At 63.0% G+C, this 16965-nt stretch carries 18 protein-coding genes; 9 read left to right on the top strand and 9 right to left on the bottom strand.

Going from position 1 to position 16965, the window contains the following annotated elements:
- Window positions 1–2: 2 nt before the first annotated feature.
- Window positions 3–776 (top strand): endonuclease III, encoded by a 774-nt coding sequence (gene nth, locus BC360_RS22775; RefSeq protein WP_065784904.1) that lies wholly within the window; start codon window positions 3–5, stop codon window positions 774–776.
- A 44-nt stretch (window positions 777–820) separates the two neighbouring features.
- On the opposite strand, the gene BC360_RS22780 is transcribed toward nth, so the two are convergent.
- A complete protein-coding gene (locus BC360_RS22780) occupies window positions 821–1414 on the bottom strand; it encodes a TetR/AcrR family transcriptional regulator (RefSeq protein WP_065797016.1) in 594 nt (197 codons plus the stop codon).
- A gap of 69 nt (window positions 1415–1483) precedes the next feature.
- Between BC360_RS22780 and BC360_RS22785 the strand changes: the two genes are divergently transcribed.
- Together BC360_RS22785 and BC360_RS22790 are read left to right on the top strand one after the other, a co-directional pair.
- Window positions 1484–1912, top strand: coding sequence for a VOC family protein (locus BC360_RS22785; RefSeq protein ID WP_065784823.1), 429 nt, complete (start codon window positions 1484–1486; stop codon window positions 1910–1912).
- Window positions 1913–1997: 85 nt separating this feature from the next.
- On the top strand, window positions 1998–2990 hold the full coding sequence (locus BC360_RS22790) for an adenosine kinase (RefSeq protein WP_065784824.1): 993 nt from the start codon (window positions 1998–2000) through the stop codon (window positions 2988–2990).
- 245 nt (window positions 2991–3235) lie between these two features.
- Here the strand turns inward: BC360_RS22790 and BC360_RS22795 are convergent, their stop codons facing one another.
- Window positions 3236–3787, bottom strand: a complete 552-nt coding sequence (locus BC360_RS22795; RefSeq protein WP_139110162.1) for an SH3 domain-containing protein — start codon at window positions 3785–3787, stop codon at window positions 3236–3238.
- 177 nt (window positions 3788–3964) lie between these two features.
- Between BC360_RS22795 and BC360_RS22800 the strand changes: the two genes are divergently transcribed.
- Window positions 3965–4969 carry a 2-hydroxyacid dehydrogenase gene (locus BC360_RS22800; protein WP_053252511.1) on the top strand — a complete coding sequence of 335 codons (1005 nt, stop codon included), beginning with the start codon at window positions 3965–3967 and terminating at the stop codon, window positions 4967–4969.
- A gap of 11 nt (window positions 4970–4980) precedes the next feature.
- On the opposite strand, the gene BC360_RS22805 is transcribed toward BC360_RS22800, so the two are convergent.
- Genes BC360_RS22805 through recF form a run of 3 tightly spaced genes read right to left on the bottom strand, consistent with a single transcriptional unit; the run spans window position 4981 to window position 7374 of the window.
- Window positions 4981–5448, bottom strand: coding sequence for a GNAT family N-acetyltransferase (locus tag BC360_RS22805; RefSeq protein WP_065784825.1), 468 nt, complete (start codon window positions 5446–5448; stop codon window positions 4981–4983).
- The gene (locus BC360_RS22810; protein ID WP_065797017.1) at window positions 5448–6221 is read right to left on the bottom strand and encodes a molybdopterin-synthase adenylyltransferase MoeB; all 774 of its coding nucleotides are present in this window, start codon (window positions 6219–6221) and stop codon (window positions 5448–5450) included. The genes BC360_RS22805 and BC360_RS22810 overlap by 1 nt, the downstream gene beginning before the upstream one ends.
- A 28-nt stretch (window positions 6222–6249) precedes the next feature.
- Complete coding sequence (recF, locus tag BC360_RS22815; RefSeq protein WP_065797018.1) at window positions 6250–7374, bottom strand: DNA replication/repair protein RecF; 1125 nt, start codon at window positions 7372–7374, stop codon at window positions 6250–6252.
- Window positions 7375–7680: 306 nt separating this feature from the next.
- Between recF and BC360_RS22820 the strand changes: the two genes are divergently transcribed.
- Both BC360_RS22820 and BC360_RS22825 read left to right on the top strand, forming a co-directional pair.
- On the top strand, window positions 7681–8325 hold the full coding sequence (locus BC360_RS22820) for a DUF47 domain-containing protein (RefSeq protein WP_065784828.1): 645 nt from the start codon (window positions 7681–7683) through the stop codon (window positions 8323–8325).
- Window positions 8325–9329: an inorganic phosphate transporter gene (locus BC360_RS22825; protein WP_065784829.1), complete on the top strand. Its 1005-nt coding sequence runs from the start codon at window positions 8325–8327 to the stop codon at window positions 9327–9329. The genes BC360_RS22820 and BC360_RS22825 overlap by 1 nt, the downstream gene beginning before the upstream one ends.
- Window positions 9330–9385: 56 nt before the next feature.
- On the opposite strand, the gene BC360_RS32565 is transcribed toward BC360_RS22825, so the two are convergent.
- Both BC360_RS32565 and BC360_RS22835 read right to left on the bottom strand, forming a co-directional pair.
- Window positions 9386–9895 carry a DUF3471 domain-containing protein gene (locus BC360_RS32565; RefSeq protein WP_065797019.1) on the bottom strand — a complete coding sequence of 170 codons (510 nt, stop codon included), beginning with the start codon at window positions 9893–9895 and terminating at the stop codon, window positions 9386–9388.
- The gene (locus BC360_RS22835; protein WP_065797020.1) at window positions 9867–10766 is read right to left on the bottom strand and encodes a LysR family transcriptional regulator; all 900 of its coding nucleotides are present in this window, start codon (window positions 10764–10766) and stop codon (window positions 9867–9869) included. The genes BC360_RS32565 and BC360_RS22835 overlap by 29 nt, the downstream gene beginning before the upstream one ends.
- 143 nt (window positions 10767–10909) lie before the next feature.
- Here BC360_RS22835 and BC360_RS22840 point away from each other — a divergent pair, with 143 nt between their 5' ends.
- The 3 genes from BC360_RS22840 to BC360_RS22850 all read left to right on the top strand — a co-directional run bounded on the left by BC360_RS22840 (window position 10910) and on the right by BC360_RS22850 (window position 13368).
- Window positions 10910–11659, top strand: a complete 750-nt coding sequence (locus BC360_RS22840; protein ID WP_065797021.1) for an SDR family oxidoreductase — start codon at window positions 10910–10912, stop codon at window positions 11657–11659.
- Between the two features lie 189 nt (window positions 11660–11848).
- Window positions 11849–12484 (top strand): DUF1326 domain-containing protein, encoded by a 636-nt coding sequence (locus tag BC360_RS22845; protein WP_065797022.1) that lies wholly within the window; start codon window positions 11849–11851, stop codon window positions 12482–12484.
- Window positions 12485–12489: 5 nt separating this feature from the next.
- On the top strand, window positions 12490–13368 hold the full coding sequence (locus BC360_RS22850) for a DUF2182 domain-containing protein (protein ID WP_139110163.1): 879 nt from the start codon (window positions 12490–12492) through the stop codon (window positions 13366–13368).
- Between the two features lie 21 nt (window positions 13369–13389).
- On the opposite strand, the gene dnaJ is transcribed toward BC360_RS22850, so the two are convergent.
- Window positions 13390–14526, bottom strand: coding sequence for a molecular chaperone DnaJ (gene dnaJ / locus BC360_RS22855; protein ID WP_065784834.1), 1137 nt, complete (start codon window positions 14524–14526; stop codon window positions 13390–13392).
- A 346-nt stretch (window positions 14527–14872) separates the two neighbouring features.
- Window positions 14873–16795, bottom strand: a complete 1923-nt coding sequence (gene dnaK / locus BC360_RS22860) for a molecular chaperone DnaK (protein ID WP_065784835.1) — start codon at window positions 16793–16795, stop codon at window positions 14873–14875.
- Between the last annotated feature and the right edge of the window lie 170 nt (window positions 16796–16965).

Genomic DNA, 16965 nt, shown 5'->3' on the forward strand with positions numbered 1-16965 from the left:
TCATGAAAAACGTGAAGCCGAAATTGCCGAACAAGCCCGCGAAAACGACGTCGGCGGCAGGCCGCCGCACCCCGCGAACATCAGGTGTCTACAGCCGCGAAGACATCGCCGAGATCTTCCGGCGCTTCTCGATCCAGCGGCCGGAGCCGAAGGGGGAACTGGAACACGTCAATCCCTTCACTCTGGTGGTTGCCGTCGCCTTGTCGGCGCAGGCGACCGACGCCGGCGTCAACCGGGCGACCCGGGCGCTTTTCGCCGTCGCCGACACCCCGGAAAAGATGTTGGCGCTCGGCGAGGAGAAGGTGCGCGACTACATCAAGACCATCGGCCTCTTCCGCAACAAGGCCAAGAACGTCATCGCGCTCAGCGAGAAGCTGATCACCGATTTCGGCGGCGAGGTTCCGCGCACGCGCGAGGAGCTGGTAACGCTGCCGGGCGTCGGGCGAAAGACCGCCAACGTCGTGCTGTCGATGGCCTTCGGCCAGGCGACGATCGCCGTCGATACCCATATCCTTCGCATCGCCAACCGGCTCTGTCTGGCGCCGGGCAAGACGCCTGATGAGGTCGAGGCGAAGCTCGCGCGCATCATTCCTGATCAGTATCTCTACCACGCGCATCACTGGCTGATCCTGCATGGCCGCTATTGCTGCAAGGCGCGCAAGCCGGAATGCGAGCGCTGCGTCATTGCCGACATCTGCAAGGCACCGGAAAAGACCTGCGATATCCCGGCGCCTCTGGTCGAACTGCCGCAGCAGATCCTGCCTGTTGCCGGCTGATGCGCGCGGCCCAAAAATCTGCGACGCGCGCGACTGGGCTGGGCTCAGGCGGAGATCAATCGATCGATCAGGTGGCCGATCGCTTCGACGTAGAGGTCCGTCGGCGCGCCTTCGGCAATCTCCAATGCGGCGCGATCGAAAGCCGCTGACAGCAGCGTCGCCGTTGCCATCAACGCGGCGGGATCATGAACCTTCGGCGCCATCGCTTCCGCCAGGCCCTCTTCCAGCCTTCTCTGGGCATTGGCCGCATCGATCGCGGCCATCGATCGCGTGCCGAGCACGGCCGGACCGTCGAGAAGCAGAATGCGTATCCGGCCGGGCTCCGCCATGGCGTCGAAGAAGGCGCGTGCCCCTGTTATGAGCGCCTCGCGCGGGGTCAGGCCGTCGAACGTCGCCTCCTCGATCCTCGCCGCCACCGCACTAGCCTCCCGCTCGGCAACCGCGAAAAACAACGCCTTCTTGTCTTCGAAGTGGTGGTAGAGCGCGCCGCGTGTCATGCCGGCGGCAGCCACGATGTCCGGCGTCGACGTCTCCGCATATCCCCGCGCGACAAAAAGGCCGTGAGCGGCGTCGAGGATCGCCGCACGCGTCGTGTCGGAGCGCTCACGATTGGACCGGCGAGGAGATTTCAATTGCATGCATTCAGCCTGTATGTTAATTGGAAAATACATGCAGATTGTATGATAATGCGGCCGTGAGGGAAAGCCATGAAATCGACGAGCTACTATCCAGTGATCATGACATCAGACGTTGCAGCAACCGCGGCATTCTACATCGACAACTTTCGCTTCCAGGCGCTGTTCACCAGCGATTGGTACGTGCATCTGCAGTCGACGGAATCCGAGACGGTGACGCTGGCCGTTCTCGATTATCGCCATGAAACGATCCCGGAAGAGGGCCGGGCGCCGGTCAGTGGCCTGCTCCTCAACTTCGAGGTCGAGGATCCCGATGCGGTCTATGCCGATTGCCAGGCGGCCGGGCTGCCGATCCTGAAGGCGATCTGCGACGAAGACTTCGGCCAGCGCCATTTTATCACCGCTGACCCCAATGGCGTGCTGATCGACGTCATCAAGCCGATCCCGCCGAGCGCCGAGTTTGCGGCCGCCTACGATGCAAGCGCCTTGCCGACGGAATGATCGCTGGCGTGCGTGTTTTGTCTTCCAAATGGCTGGAAAACCGCTATTAACGAACACCGGCCTTTAGGGAAACTGGACGGAGTTCATGACAAAATACGACGTGCTGACGATCGGCAATGCGATCGTGGATATCATTGCGCGCTGCGATGACGGCTTTCTGAGTGAGAATGGCATCATCAAGGGCGCGATGAACCTCATCGACGCCGACCGTGCGGAGCTGTTGTACTCGCGCATGGGTCCTGCGGTGGAAGCCTCCGGCGGCAGTGCCGGCAATACCGCGGCCGGCGTCGCCAGCCTTGGTGGACGCGCGGCCTATTTCGGCAAGACGACCAACGACCAGCTCGGCGAGATCTTCGCGCACGACATTCGCGCCCAGGGCGTCTATTTCCAGACCAGGCCGCTCGAAAGCGTGCCGCCGACGGCGCGCTCGATGATCTTCGTCACCGAGGACGGCGAGCGCTCGATGAACACCTATCTCGGCGCCTGTGTCGAGCTTGGCCCGGAGGATGTGGAAGCCGACGTCGTCGCCCAGTCCAAGGTCACCTATTTCGAAGGCTACCTCTGGGATCCGCCGCGCGCCAAGGATGCGATCCGCGAGGCCGCCAAGATCGCCCATGAAAACGGCCGCGAAACCGCAATGACCCTGTCGGACAGTTTCTGCGTCCACCGCTACCGCGACGAGTTTCTCGACCTGATGCGCTCCGGCACCGTCGACATCGTCTTTGCCAACAAGCAGGAAGCGCTGGCACTCTACGAGACCGAGAATTTCGATCTGGCGCTGGAAAAGCTGTCGAAGGACTGCAAGCTTGCAGCCGTCACCTTGAGCGAAGAAGGCTCCGTCGTCGTACGCGGCACAGAACGCGTCCGCGTCGGCGCGACACCGCTTGCGCAGGTGGTTGATACCACCGGGGCGGGCGATCTCTACGCCGCCGGCTTTCTCCACGGATATACGAGCGGGCGGTCGCTCGAAGATTGCAGCAAGCTTGGCAACCTTGCAGCCGGTATCGTCATTGGCCAGATCGGCCCGAGGCCGATGGTCTCGCTTGCCGCTGCCGCCAGGCAGGCCGAGCTCGCCTGAGGCGAGGGGGAGCATTTCCTGGAAAAGTGCGAAGCGGTTTCCGTCAGGAAATACGTAGAAAAAGAGATAGAGCGTTTCTGCGACTCCGTTCAGACCGGAAACGCTCTTGCCTTTTCTTCCTATGTTAGAGTGGGCTTACAGCGCCGCGCGTCAAATATGACGCACTAAGGACGCTGTAACACTTTGAGTTGCTGCATAATTTTGTCCTTAAATCGATTCCGATTCAAGGAACTATGCAGCAGCCTTTATTTAAAGGCTTCGCCGGGATAGGCGCCCCAGATCTCGCTCTGGACGATCCAGCCTTCGACACCCTGGGTTTCGATGTGGCACCAGTCGCCGTTGCATTCACCGACGTGGATGACGACGCCGGGCTCCATGCGGGCAACGATGGCCGCCGTGCTCTGCGGTTCGCGGCGCAGATTGACGAAGACGCCTTCGCCCTTGCCGCGCATCCATGGCGCGGTGACGGCGGTGCGGTCGCCGGACAGAAGGGCCTGATTCACCCAGCCTTCGGTGCCGTCCGCATCGCGGATGCGGCGCCAGTTATCGTATTCCTGGATGATTTCCACCGGCACGCCGGGCCTGAGGTAACGGAACGCCACCGCGTAGTCGACACTCGGGCCGATGCGTAGGTTGACGCTCTTGGCCTTCAGGCTGACGAATCGCGGCAGCGGCAATCCGCTGGCCCCCTTTGCGGCCTGGGCATGGGCGCCCGAAGCCGTGATGACCGCGCCAATGCAGGCGGCGATCAACGCTGACGAGAGTTTGGAAATGACGTGACGCATGACGAAGCTCATTTTCCGTGGCAACTTGCAGGCGCAATTCACCCAAGGCTCTTGGCCGGGGCGTAAATCGCGGGGACGACGCAGCGAGTTTTGTTTGTCTTCCCGACCGGGTCTGGTAGAAATTGCGGCTACAGGGAGAAAGTATCGCCCAACTTGGTTAAGGACCCGTCAACGAGGCCCATCGCAGCAATGACAAGCAAGAAGAAGCCCAAGGTCTACATCACCCGGAAATTGCCGGATATCGTCGAAACCAGAATGCGAGAGCTGTTCGACGCCGAGCTGAACATCGATGACACGCCGCGCAGCCAGCCGGAGCTTGTGGCGGCGGTCAAGCGCGCCGACGTACTCGTGCCAACGGTGACCGATCGCATCGACGCGGCGTTGATCGAGCAGGCCGGGCCACAGCTGAAGCTGATTGCGAGCTTTTCCAACGGCGTCGACAACATCGACGTCGACGCGGCCGCACGCAAGGGTATCACCGTCACCAACACGCCGAACGTGTTGACCGAGGACACCGCCGACATGGCGATGGCGCTCATTCTCGCCGTGCCGCGTCGGCTTGCCGAAGGTGCGCAGATCCTGACCGACCGCAAGGGCGAATGGGCCGGCTGGTCTCCGACCTGGATGCTTGGCCGGCGCATCGCCGGCAAGCGCATCGGTATCGTCGGCATGGGCCGCATCGGCACCGCGGTCGCGCGCCGCGCCAAGGCCTTCGGCCTGTCGATCCACTATCACAACCGGCATCGGGTCAAGGCCGAGACCGAGGAGATGCTGGAGGCGACCTACTGGGACAGCCTCGACCAGATGCTTGCCCGCGTCGATATCGTCTCGGTCAATTGCCCGTCGACACCGGCGACCTATCATCTGCTTTCCGCCCGTCGCCTGGCGCTGATGCGCCCGGAAAGCTATATCGTCAACACCGCGCGCGGCGGCATCATCGATGAGACAGCGCTGATCAAGTGCCTGCGTGAAGGCAAGATCGCCGGTGCCGGTCTCGACGTCTTCGAGAACGAGCCTGCGGTCAATCCCAAGCTCATCAAGCTCGCGGGCGAGGGCAAGGTCGTGCTGTTGCCGCATATGAGTTCGGCGACGCTCGAGGGCCGCATCGACATGGGCGACAAGGTGGTGATCAATATCCGCACCTTCTTCGACGGTCACCGGCCACCCGACCGGGTGCTGCCCGGTCGCGATTGATCCGTGACTGATCAGAGCGTCTTGCGCATCTCGATGGTGGTGGGGCGGGTAAAGCCCGAGTGAGCAGTCCTGCCGGTTTCGACAAAGCCCCAGGCCGCGAACGTCCGGTGGTTCTCGATCAGTTCGATCCGGGTCTGCAGCCTCAGAGCCGGCAGGCGGCGGTTGCGCGCTGCTTCTTCGGCGCTTGCAAGCAGCAGCCGGCCGACGCCTTTTTTCTGGTAGGCTGCGGCGACCGCAAGCTTGCCGATATAGAGACAGTCGATCTCCGGCTTGCAGAAGATGCAGCCGGCAAGCACTGAGCCGTCGACGGCGACGAAGCCGATTTCTGCCGACGCTTTTTTCTTCAGCCCTTCATTTGTCAGCGCATGCGCCGAGGACGGCGGATCGATCCGCCCGTCCATATAGGCGAAGGCATGCAGGATCAGCGTCAGCAATTCATCGTAGCGATCGAAGGTCGCATCGATCCGGACGATCTGCATCAGTCCGCCCGCTCGCTCTTGCGCCGGTGATAGCGGATGGTGCTGAACTGCGCCGAAAGCGCGTCATACATCAACAGCCGGCCGACCAGCGGTTCGCCAATTCCTGCAATCACCTTGATGGCTTCCATAGCCTGCAATGTTCCAATAATGCCGGTGAGGGCGCCGATGATGCCTGCCTCGGCGCAGGAGGGGACGACGCCGGGCGGCGGAGCTTCCGGAAAGAGATCGCGATAGGAGGGGTTCGGTTCCCCATCCTTGCCCGCGCGATAGGGCATCAGCACCGTGAGCGAACCGTCGAAGCGGCCGACCGCGCCGGTGACCAGCGGTATGCCGACGGCGGCGGCCGTATCGGCGGCGAGATAGCGCGTGTCGAAATTGTCCGATCCGTCGATCACCAGGTCATACTGGCGAAACAGCGCTTCGGCATTGTCGGCGGCCAGGCGAAACGGATGCGTCTCGACCACCACATGCGGATTGAGCGCGCCGATCGCTGCCGAGGCGCTCTCGACCTTTGCCTGACCAACATCAGCCGTCCGGTGGATCACCTGCCGCTGCAGGTTCGACAGGGAGACGACGTCATCATCGACAACGCCGAGCGTGCCGATGCCGGCGGCGGCAAGGTATTGAAGAACGGGAGCGCCGAGGCCGCCGGCGCCTATGACGAGAATGCGCGCCGCCTTGAGTTTCTGCTGCCCCGCACCGCCGAGTTCCGGCAGGATGATGTGGCGCGCATAGCGGGCAATTTCCGATGGGTCGAGGCTGGTGTTTGTCATGCGTGGATACTTTCCATGATCGGCTCCATCATCCCGAAACGCTTCCGTGTTCCACCGTCAGGAACCGGCCGCGATCGCCGAGCGCGTCGAACATCGCACGGTCCGTGCCGGTCATGAAGGCTTGGCCGCCGAGCCCGTCGACGAGATCGAAAAGGGCGGCGCGCCGGCCCATGTCGAGATGAGCGGCGATTTCGTCGAGCAGCAAAATGGGAGCATGGCCGGTCATGTCGCCGACAAGGCGCGCATGGGCGAGAACCAGGCCGACAAGCAGCGCCTTCTGTTCACCCGTCGAGCAGCGCTCGGCCTCCATGTCCTTTTCGCGGTGGCGGATCAAGAGGTCGGTGCGATGCGGCCCGTCCAGCGTGCGTCCGGCGGCTGCATCGCGGGGCCGACCCTCGCGCAGCATGGTCAGATATTGCTCCTCGAGGTCGAAGGCCGGCCTGTGGCTCTCCTCGTCGAGGAAACCCGCAAGCGCCAGGCGGGCGGACGGAAAGACGCTGTCGCCGGTGTTTCTTTCGACAAGCGCCGTCAGCAGGCCCAGCATCTCCTGCCGCGCCAGCGCCATCGACACGCCGAGCCCGGCCATCTCGCGTTCGATCGCGGTTAGCCAGGCAGGATCAGGGCGAAACTCACTCAAGAGCCGGTTGCGGCTGCGCATGGCGCGGTCGAATTCGCCGGCACGTCGCCCATGCTCGGGATCGAGCGAAAGCACGAGCCTATCGAGGAAGCGGCGGCGATCGGTCGATGGGCCGGTGAAGAGCCCGTCCATGGCCGGCGTCAGCCACAGCACGCGCAGATGGTCGGTCAGTTCGTCGACCGCACTCGCTGTCGTGCCGTTCAGCCGCAGGCGTCGCGACTGGCCCTCACTGGTGCCGGCGGTGCCGGTGCCGATCTCGACCGGGCCTTCCATGCCCATCACTTCGGCAAAGACCGAGAAGCCGTCGCTCGCGCCGACGCGGGCGACATCGGCATAGGCCGCACGCCTGAGGCCACGGCCGGGAGAGAGAAACGACACCGCTTCCATCAGATTGGTCTTGCCGGCGCCGTTCTCGCCGGTGAGCACGATGTGCCTCTCGTCGAGCGCCAGCGACAGCGCCGCATAATTGCGGAACTCGCTTAGCTTCAGGCGATTGAGAAAAACCTTTTGTGGCATTTCGGGTCCGGATTCGACTTCGGCGCCAGCTACAGCGCCGCGCGTCGAACAGGACGCGCAAGGGACACTGTAACACTTTAAACTCGCTGCATAATTTTCGCCTTAAATCGATGCCGATTTAAGGAACTATGCAGTAGGACGAAAGCGGTCGCCAAGGCAAGACGAAAGGCGGCCTGTGCCGTTGCCGGGCAAAATTGCTCCATATCGGCGGGGAAAGCCTTACGATCCCTGCAGTTCGGCGCTTTTCTTGATGGCTTGCGTACAATATGACAGCCGCATGACAATCCACGAACGGACATATTTGTGATGCTGGCTTGGTTCCGCAAACTCCTTCCCCGCGAAGACCGCTTCTTTGATCTCTTCGCACACCATTCGCGCACGGTCGTCGGTGCCGCCGACGCGCTCGACAAGCTTCTGGCCGGCGGCGACGACCTCGAGAAGCACTGCGACCGGATCGTCGCGCTCGAAGACGAGGCGGACAACATTACCCGCGACGTGCTTTTGGCCGTTCGCCGCTCCTTCATCACGCCGTTCGATCGTGGCGACATCAAGGATCTGATCCAGTCGATGGATGATGCCATCGACATGATGCACAAGACGGTCAAGACCATCCGGCTCTTTGAACAGAAGACCTTCGATCCGGGCATGAGGGAAATGGGCGCCATCGTCGTCCAGGCGGCGCATCTGATCGCAGAGGCCATCCCGCTGCTCGACCGCATCGGCGTCAACCACGGCCGGCTCATCGCCATTGCCGAGGAAATCACGCGCATCGAAGGCCGGTCCGACGAATTGCACGACCAGGGTCTGAAGGATCTCTTCCGCCGCCACGGCGCCAACAATGCCATGGCCTATATCATCGGCAGCGAGATCTACGGCGAGCTCGAGAAGGTCGTCGACCGCTTCGAGGACGTCGCCAACGAGATCAGCGGCATCGTGATCGAGAACGTCTGATGGACGCGACGCTCGCCCTGCCGCTGCTGATCGCACTGATCGCGATCGCACTGTTCTTCGATTTTCTCAACGGCCTGCACGACGCCGCCAACTCGATCGCAACCATCGTTTCGACCCGGGTGCTCCGGCCGCAATATGCGGTCATGTGGGCGGCGTTCTTCAATTTCATCGCCTTCCTGTTCTTCGGCCTGCATGTGGCCGAAACGTTGGGCAAAGGCATTATCGATCCCACCATCGTAACGCCGCTGGTGATCTTTTCGGCGCTGATCGGAGCGATCGTCTGGAACATCGCGACCTGGATCTTCGGCATCCCATCGAGCTCGTCGCACGCGCTGATCGGCGGCCTGGTCGGCGCCGGCCTGGCGCGCACCGGCGGTGACGCCATCGTCTGGACCGGCCTGTTGAAGACCGTTGGCGCCATCTTCATGTCGCCGATGATCGGCTTCTTCCTGGCGCTGTTGCTGATCCTCATCGTGTCCTGGCTGTTCGTCCGCCAGACGCCGTTTGCCGTCGACCGTACCTTCCGGGTGATGCAGTTCATCTCGGCCTCGCTCTATTCGCTCGGCCACGGCGGCAATGATGCGCAGAAGACCATGGGCATCATCGCCGTGCTCTTGTTTTCACAGGGCTATCTCGGTTCCGAGTTCTACGTGCCGTTCTGGGTGGTGATCACCTGCCAGGCGGCGATCGCGCTCGGCACGCTGTTCGGCGGCTGGCGCATCGTGCATACGATGGGCTCGAAGATCACCAAGCTTAATCCGATGCAGGGCTTCTGCGCGGAAACCGGCGGCGCCATCACGCTGTTTGCCGCCACCTGGCTCGGCATTCCGGTCTCGACCACCCACACGATCACCGGTGCCATCATCGGCGTGGGTGCCGCCAAGCGTGTCTCGGCGGTGCGTTGGGGCCTTGCCGGCAACATCGTCATCGCCTGGTTCGTGACCATGCCCGCCGCTGCGGCGATCTCGGCGCTCACCTACCTCGCAGTCGATCTGTTCCTGTGATCCTATCCGCCTCCGGCCGAATGCCGGGGGCGGAACACTTCTGAAATCGAGGCGCGTCAGTCGCTCACGCGCGGTGCCGGGCTGTCGTGCCCATTCTGATGCAGTGTCAGCCGCGCTGCGCGCGCACCGGCCGGTACCTCGAACGTCAACTGCGCATCGACCGACTTTGCAAAGACGCGATGCTCTGCCTCCGGGAAGATTTCGATCCGCCCCTGGCCCGTTGCCTGCGCAAACAACCGATCGCCGTCGCGAAACACCGTCAGATCGAAATCGGGCGCCAGACGATAGGTGCCGACATAGCTATCGTAGGCCGCCGGCTCGAGCGTGATCGCGACGCGTCGAACCGGCGCGGGCGCAAGTGGCCTCTCTCTGTCGAGCAGATGCACGCCGATGTCGTCGACGCCGACCTCCGTCGCCGTGTTCGACAGGACAACCACGCCGACGCCGGTCGCCGGACGGAAGCCGACGAACGATCGGTAGCCGCCGGTGCCGCCATTGTGCCAGACGATTTGGGTTTCGCCGCGTGATGCCGGCGGCTCACGGATCCCAGTGCGGAGGATCGCCAAAGGCCCTCTGCAGATGTTCGGCAATTGCCCGCAGTTTGGTCGAGGTCCGCCGGCCCTCGGGATGGGCCATGTAGATGAACTCCGGTTCCGGGCGAAAACCGACATCGATCTCGCGCAGTCGACCGTCGCGCACCGCGGGACCACAGATGAAGGCCGGCAGCAGGCCAATGCCAAGCCCGGCGACGGCGGCGTCGTGGATCATGTCGCCATTGTTGATCCTGAGCGCCATGCGGGCGCGGATGACAGTCGAACCGGTCGGTCCCTCGAACCGCCAGTCGGAGGCGCCGCTGTTGGTGTAGAAGATGCCGCGGTGATCATTGAGTTCGGCAAGCGAGGCCGGCGCGCCGTTGCGCTCGAGATAGTCGGGCGAGGCGACCAGCAGGCGCCGGCTCCTGGCAAGTTTCCAGACGATCAGTCGCGAATCGGCGATGACCCCGTGGCGCACGATGGCGTCATAACCTTCCGAGGCGACGTCGACCCGGCGGTCGTCGAGATCGAGCGTCAGTTCGATTTCGGGATGCGCCGCCAGAAACGGATGGAGCGCCGGCCCGAGATGCAGGCGGCCGAAGCTGACGGGGGCGGCGATCCGCAGCGGCCCGGTCAGCGTTCCGCGGCGCTCGGCCAGATCGCTGGCGGCGGCCTGCACCTCGCCGACGATCCGCACCGCGCGCTCGCGAAAGGCGATGCCGTCCTCGGTGAGCGTCAGCTTGCGCGTAGTGCGATGCAAGAGTGTTGCGTTCAGGCTGCGCTCCAGCTCGGCGACCCGTTCGCTGATCACGGATTTCGACAGCCGCAGCCGGCGTGCCGCCTCGCTGATCGAGCCGGCTTCCGCGACGGTGACAAAGGCAGCAATTCCTTCGATCTTCAGCATCGTTCGGCATTTCCGAATTCGAGTTCCATCATTGGCAGACTAATCCGAACGGCGATCTTCGGCCATATCTATCGGCATCGAAGGACAGCGGTCGATGGAAAGAAGACCGGTCCCAAGCCAAACCCAACAGAAGGAACTCCATCATGTCACGTTTGCAGAACAAGACCGCGCTCATCACCGGCGGTACCAGCGGCATCGGTCTCGAGACGGCGCGCCAGTTCATCGCCGAGGGTGCAAGGGTCGCTGTTACCGGCACCAATCCGAAGAACATCGCCGAAGCGCGCAAGGTGCTCGGAGACGGCGCCGTCATCATCCAGGCGGATGCCGGTAACGCCGCCGGACAGACCGCGGTTGCAGAAGAGGTCAAGGCTGCCTTCGGCCATCTCGACATTCTTTTCGTCAACGCCGGTATCGCCAAGCTCCAGCCGCTCGAAAAATGGGATGAAGCCAGCTTCGACCAGACGCTGAACATCAACGTCAAGGGTCCGTTCTTCCTGATCCAGGCGTTGCTGCCGATCTTTTCCAAGCCGGCCTCGATCGTGCTCAACACCTCGATCAACGCCCATATCGGCATGCCGACCTCCAGCGTCTATGCGCTCAGCAAGGCAGCGCTCCTGTCCCTCGCCAAGACGCTTTCGGGTGAACTCATCGGTCGCGGCATTCGCGTCAATGCCGTCAGCCCCGGCCCGATCCGGACGCCGCTGCACGACGGGCACGGTGCGACGCCGGCGGAGAACAAGGAGATTGTCGCGTCGATCGCCGCACAGATCCCGCTCGGCCGCTTCGGCGACGCCAGCGAGATCGCCAAGGCAATCGTCTTTCTCGCCTCCGACGAGGCCGCGTTTACGGTCGGCGCCGAACTGATCATCGACGGCGGCATGGCCACGCTCTGACCGTTGCTTGTCGCCGCCGCCCGCCGTTCGGCGTCGGGCGGCGGCGAAGGCCGTCCCTGGCCGCAGGCACGCCGCCTCCGGCGTTGGCATAGGTCACCGAGAAGAGTATATTTTTTTCATTCTAATGAATTGCCGTGCATTCGAGGAGAATGAAACAGATCCCACACCGATCAGATCCCGGAGGAGACGATGACGAGTGTCAGATGGACGATCAAGGGGCGAGAATTCATTCATTGCAATTGCGCCTATGGCTGCCCCTGCCAGTTCAATGCGAGGCCGACCCACGGCAATTGCAGCGCGGTCGGCGGGTTTAAAATCGAAAGCGGTCATCACGGGGAAACGCGCCTTGACGGGCTGAAATGCGGGATGATCGCCGTCTGGCCCGGCGCGATCCACGAGGGCAGGGGGCAGGTCGTGCCCATCGTCGACATCCGCGCCACGCCGGCGCAGCGCGAGTCGCTGCTGCGCATCATGAGCGGCCAGGATACGGAGCCGGGCGCGACCTTCTTCCAGGTGTTTGCCACCACCTTCGAAACTTTTCACGATCCCGTCTTTGCCGATATTGAGTTCGACGTTGATGTGCGTGCACGGACAGCGCGGCTGAATGTGCCCGGCTGGATCGAGGCGCGCGGCGAGCCGATCCTGAACCCGGTCACCGGCAATCCGCATCAGGCGCGCATCAACCTGCCGCAGGGCTTCGAATATGATCTCTGCGAGGTCGGCCGCGGATGGGCCGATACGAAGGGGCCGCTGACGCTGTCCATCCCGGATTCGCACGCCCATTTCGCCAGCATGCATCTGACCGAAAGCGGCGTGGTTCACTGACGCCCATGGTCGACACCGCGCTCGAAACGCTTCTAAGGCGCGACCGCGTCATCGTCGCGGTCGCGCTGTTGGCACTGACCGGGGTTACCTGGCTCTATATCCTTTGGCTGGCAACCGGCATGGATGCCATGGCGGTCATGCCACCCTCAGGCGATGGCATGAGCGGCGTCATGACCATGGATATGGGCGCCGGTGACGACATGGGCATGGACATGTCGCCGGGTGCCATGGTCTCGATGGCCGACGTTAACCTCCGACCCTGGAGCGCTTCGACCTTCGCCTATGCCTTTGTCATGTGGGCGATGATGATGGTGGGCATGATGACGCCTTCGGCGACGCCGATGATCCTGCTCTACGCCCATGTCGGGCGGCAGGCGGCGCTCGACGACAAGCCGTTTGCCGCCACCGGCTTCTTTGCCGGCGGCTATCTCTGTGCCTGGATCCTGTTCGCTCTGGCGGCAACGCTCGGGCAATGGCTGCTGGAGGCCGCCTTGCTGCTGACGCCGATGCTGGCCAGCGCCAGCCGCATTCTCAGCAGTGTCATCCTGATTTCGATCGGGTTGTTTCAATGGACACCGCTGAAGGACGCCTGCCTGCGGCAGTGCCAGGCGCCGCTCATGTTCATCCAGAACCATGGCGGCTTTCGCCGCGACGCGGGCGGCGCCTACCGGCTCGGACTTCTCCACGGTCTTTATTGCGTCGGCTGTTGCTGGGCGCTGATGGCGCTCCTGTTCATCGGCGGGGTGATGAACGTCCTGTGGATCGCGGCGATCGCCATTTTCGTGCTTGCGGAAAAGGTCGTGCCCGGCGGCCGCATACTGTCCCGCATCGCGGGCGCGCTGATCGTCATGGCCGGGCTGTGGCAGCTTGCGGCCATGACGTGATCTTGGGGTGACCGCTCGGCGTCAGTCGCTCAGCGTGTCGAAGAAATCCTTCATTCGGGCGAAGAAGCCGGCGGATTCCGGGTTGTTGTCCTTCGACGAGATCTGCTCGAATTCCTGCAGCAGCTCGCGCTGGCGCTTGGTCAGCTTCTGCGGCGTCTCGATCTGCATCTGGATGTAGAGATCGCCGGTCTGGCTGGAACGCAGCACCGGCATGCCCTTGCCCTTCAGGCGGAACTGCTTGCCGGCCTGGGTGCCTTCCGGCACGGTCACGCGCGACTTGGTGCCGTCGAGCGTGGTGACGTCGAACTTGCCGCCCAGCGCCGCCGTCGTCATCGAGATCGGCACGCTGCAATAGAGATCGGCGCCGTCGCGCTGGTAGAACTCGTGCGGCTTGACCGAGAGGAAGATGTAGAGATCGCCCGCCGGTCCGCCGCGCAGGCCCGCTTCCCCTTCGCCGGAGAGGCGAATGCGGGTGCCGTCTTCGATGCCGGCCGGAATGTTGACGGAGAGCGTGCGCTCCTCAGTGACGCGGCCATGGCCGTGGCACTTGGTGCAGGGATCGGTGATCGTCTGGCCACGGCCGCCGCAGGTCGGGCAGGTGCGCTCGATCGAGAAGAAACCCTGGGCGGCGCGTACGCGGCCGGAGCCCTGACAGGTTCCGCAGGTCTTCGGGCTGGTCCCGGGCTTGGCGCCGGACCCGGTGCAGACATCGCAGGTGATCGAGGTCGGCACCCGGATCTGTGCGGTCTTGCCGGAATAGGCCTCTTCCAGCGAGATTTCCATGTTGTAGCGCAGATCGGCGCCGCGCTCGCGGCCACCCGACGAACGCCGCTGGCGCCCGCCACCCATCATCTCGCCAAAGATGTCTTCGAAGATGTCCGAGAAACCGCCGGCGCCGCCGGCGCCACCGCCGAAGCCGTTGCCCATGCCGCCTTGCTCGAAGGCCGCGTGGCCGTAGCGATCATAGGCCGCTCGCTTCTGCGGGTCCTTGAGCGTCTCGTAGGCTTGGTTGATTTCCTTGAAGGTCTTTTCCGAGGCGGCGTCGCCGGGGTTCTTGTCCGGATGATACTGCATCGCCAGTTTGCGGAAGGCGCTCTTCAGCTCCTTCTCATCCGCGTTCTTGGCAACGCCAAGCGTTTCGTAAAGATCACGTTTCATTCTTCAAAGATTGTCCTGTTGACAAGGCGTGCCAGCGCGGGGGCCCGGCGGCGGCCTGGTTACCTTGCCACTGGATTTAGTAAACCTTGAAGCGCGATACCATAGCCCATCGGGCCGCGGACGCGGTTTTTTGTCGGAAAAATGACGTTTGTGCCGGTCTTGCACCGTCTTGGCTCCATTTGGCAGCGCCCATGTCGGCGACATTGCCCTGTGGTGGCAGTCTCAGCAACGTGGATCGTCGGGGGCTGGTGCCCATCACAAGCCGCCTGGCGCGAGCTTGCGAGGGATGGGAGCAACAAAAAAGCCCGGGTCACCCCGGGCTTTTCCGTCTCTAGGAGAGAGCGACTTAGGCCGACCGCTTACGGTCGTCTTCGTCGTTGACTTCTTCATAGTCCGCATCGACGACATCGCCGTCGCGGGCGGCGTCAGCGGCGGCGTCCGCATGGGCGGCGTCCGTCTGCTGGGCCTCATAGATCGCCTGACCAAGCTTCATGGAGACTTCCATCAGCGTGTTGGTCTTGGCCTTGATGTCTTCGGCGTCCGGCTCGGAGGCCTCGACAGCGGTCTTCAGCGCGGCAATGGCCTCGGAGATCGCGTTGCGGTCGGTTTCCGAAACCTTGTCGCCATAGTCCTTCAGCGACTTTTCCGAAGAATGGATCAGGCTTTCGGCCTGGTTCTTCGCTTCCACGCCTTCGCGGCGCTTCTTGTCGGCTTCGGCATTGGCCTCGGCGTCCTTGACCATCTTCTCGATGTCGGCGTCGGACAGGCCACCGGATGCCTGGATGCGGATCTGGTGTTCCTTGCCCGTACCCTTGTCCTTGGCCGAGACCTGCACGATGCCGTTGGCGTCGATGTCGAAGGTCACTTCGATCTGCGGCATGCCGCGCGGTGCCGGCGGAATGCCGACGAGATCGAACTGGCCGAGCAGCTTGTTGTCGGCTGCCATTTCGCGCTCGCCCTGGGAGACGCGGATCGTCACGGCCGACTGGTTGTCGTCGGCGGTCGAGAAGGTCTGCGACTTCTTGGTCGGGATCGTCGTGTTGCGTTCGATCAGGCGGGTGAAGACGCCGCCGAGCGTTTCGATGCCGAGCGACAGCGGGGTCACGTCGAGCAGCAGGACGTCCTTGACGTCGCCCTGCAGGACGCCGGCCTGGATCGCAGCACCCATGGCCACGACTTCATCCGGGTTCACGCCCTTGTGCGGCTCCTTGCCGAACAGCTGCTTCACGGTTTCCTGGACCTTCGGCATGCGGCTCATGCCGCCGACGAGAACGACTTCGTCGATTTCGGCAGCCGAGACGCCGGCATCCTTGAGCGCGGCCTTGCACGGAGCAACGGTGCGCTGGATCAGGTCGTCGACAAGCGCTTCGAACTTGGCGCGGGTCAGCTTCATCGTCAGGTGCTTCGGACCGGAAGCGTCCGCCGTGATGAACGGCAGGTTGATTTCGGTCTGCTGCGACGAAGACAGCTCGATCTTGGCCTTTTCGGCAGCCTCCTTGAGGCGCTGAAGAGCGAGCTTGTCGTTCTTCAGGTCGATGCCCTGTTCCTTCTTGAACTCGCCGGCGAGGTATTCGACGAGACGCATGTCGAAGTCTTCACCACCGAGGAAGGTGTCGCCGTTGGTCGACTTCACTTCGAAGACGCCGTCGCCGATTTCGAGAACCGAGATATCGAAGGTGCCGCCGCCAAGGTCGTAGACGGCGATCGTCTTGCCGTCCTTCTTGTCGAGGCCGTAGGCGAGCGCGGCAGCGGTCGGCTCGTTGATGATGCGCAGCACTTCAAGGCCAGCGATCTTGCCGGCATCCTTGGTTGCCTGGCGCTGGGCGTCGTTGAAGTAGGCCGGAACGGTGATGACGGCCTTCTCGACCTTTTCACCGAGGTAGGATTCGGCGGTTTCCTTCATCTTCTGAAGAATCATGGCGGAGATCTGCGACGGCGAATAGTCCGTGCCGTGCGCTTCGACCCAGGCGTCGCCATTGTCGGCCTTGGTAATCTTGTAAGGCACCATGGCCTTGTCTTTTTGCGTGGTCGGATCCTGGAAGGTGCGGCCGATCAGGCGCTTGATCGCAAAAAGCGTGTTTTCCGGATTGGTGACCGCCTGGCGCTTGGCCGGCTGGCCAACGAGACGTTCGCCGTCTTCGCTGAATGCCACCATCGAGGGGGTCGTGCGCGCGCCCTCGGCATTTTCGATCACCTTCGCGTCTTTTCCGTCCATGACGGCAACGCAGGAGTTGGTCGTTCCCAGGTCAATACCAATAACTTTAGCCATGTCGTTCTCTCCTTGCAGCGGACTGTCGGAACCCGGTCAGGCATTCGTGAGACAGCCCCTAACGGGATGGTCTTTGGATTTCTTCGCAGCGGTGGCTGCGCCGATGCGGCGTATATAAGGACCGGCGTTTCGGACTGCAAGGCATTCTGCGGGGCGATTGGGGGCAAAAG

The organism is Ensifer sp. LC163, from assembly GCF_001695855.1.
In the GTDB taxonomy this organism is placed as follows: domain Bacteria; phylum Pseudomonadota; class Alphaproteobacteria; order Rhizobiales; family Rhizobiaceae; genus Ensifer.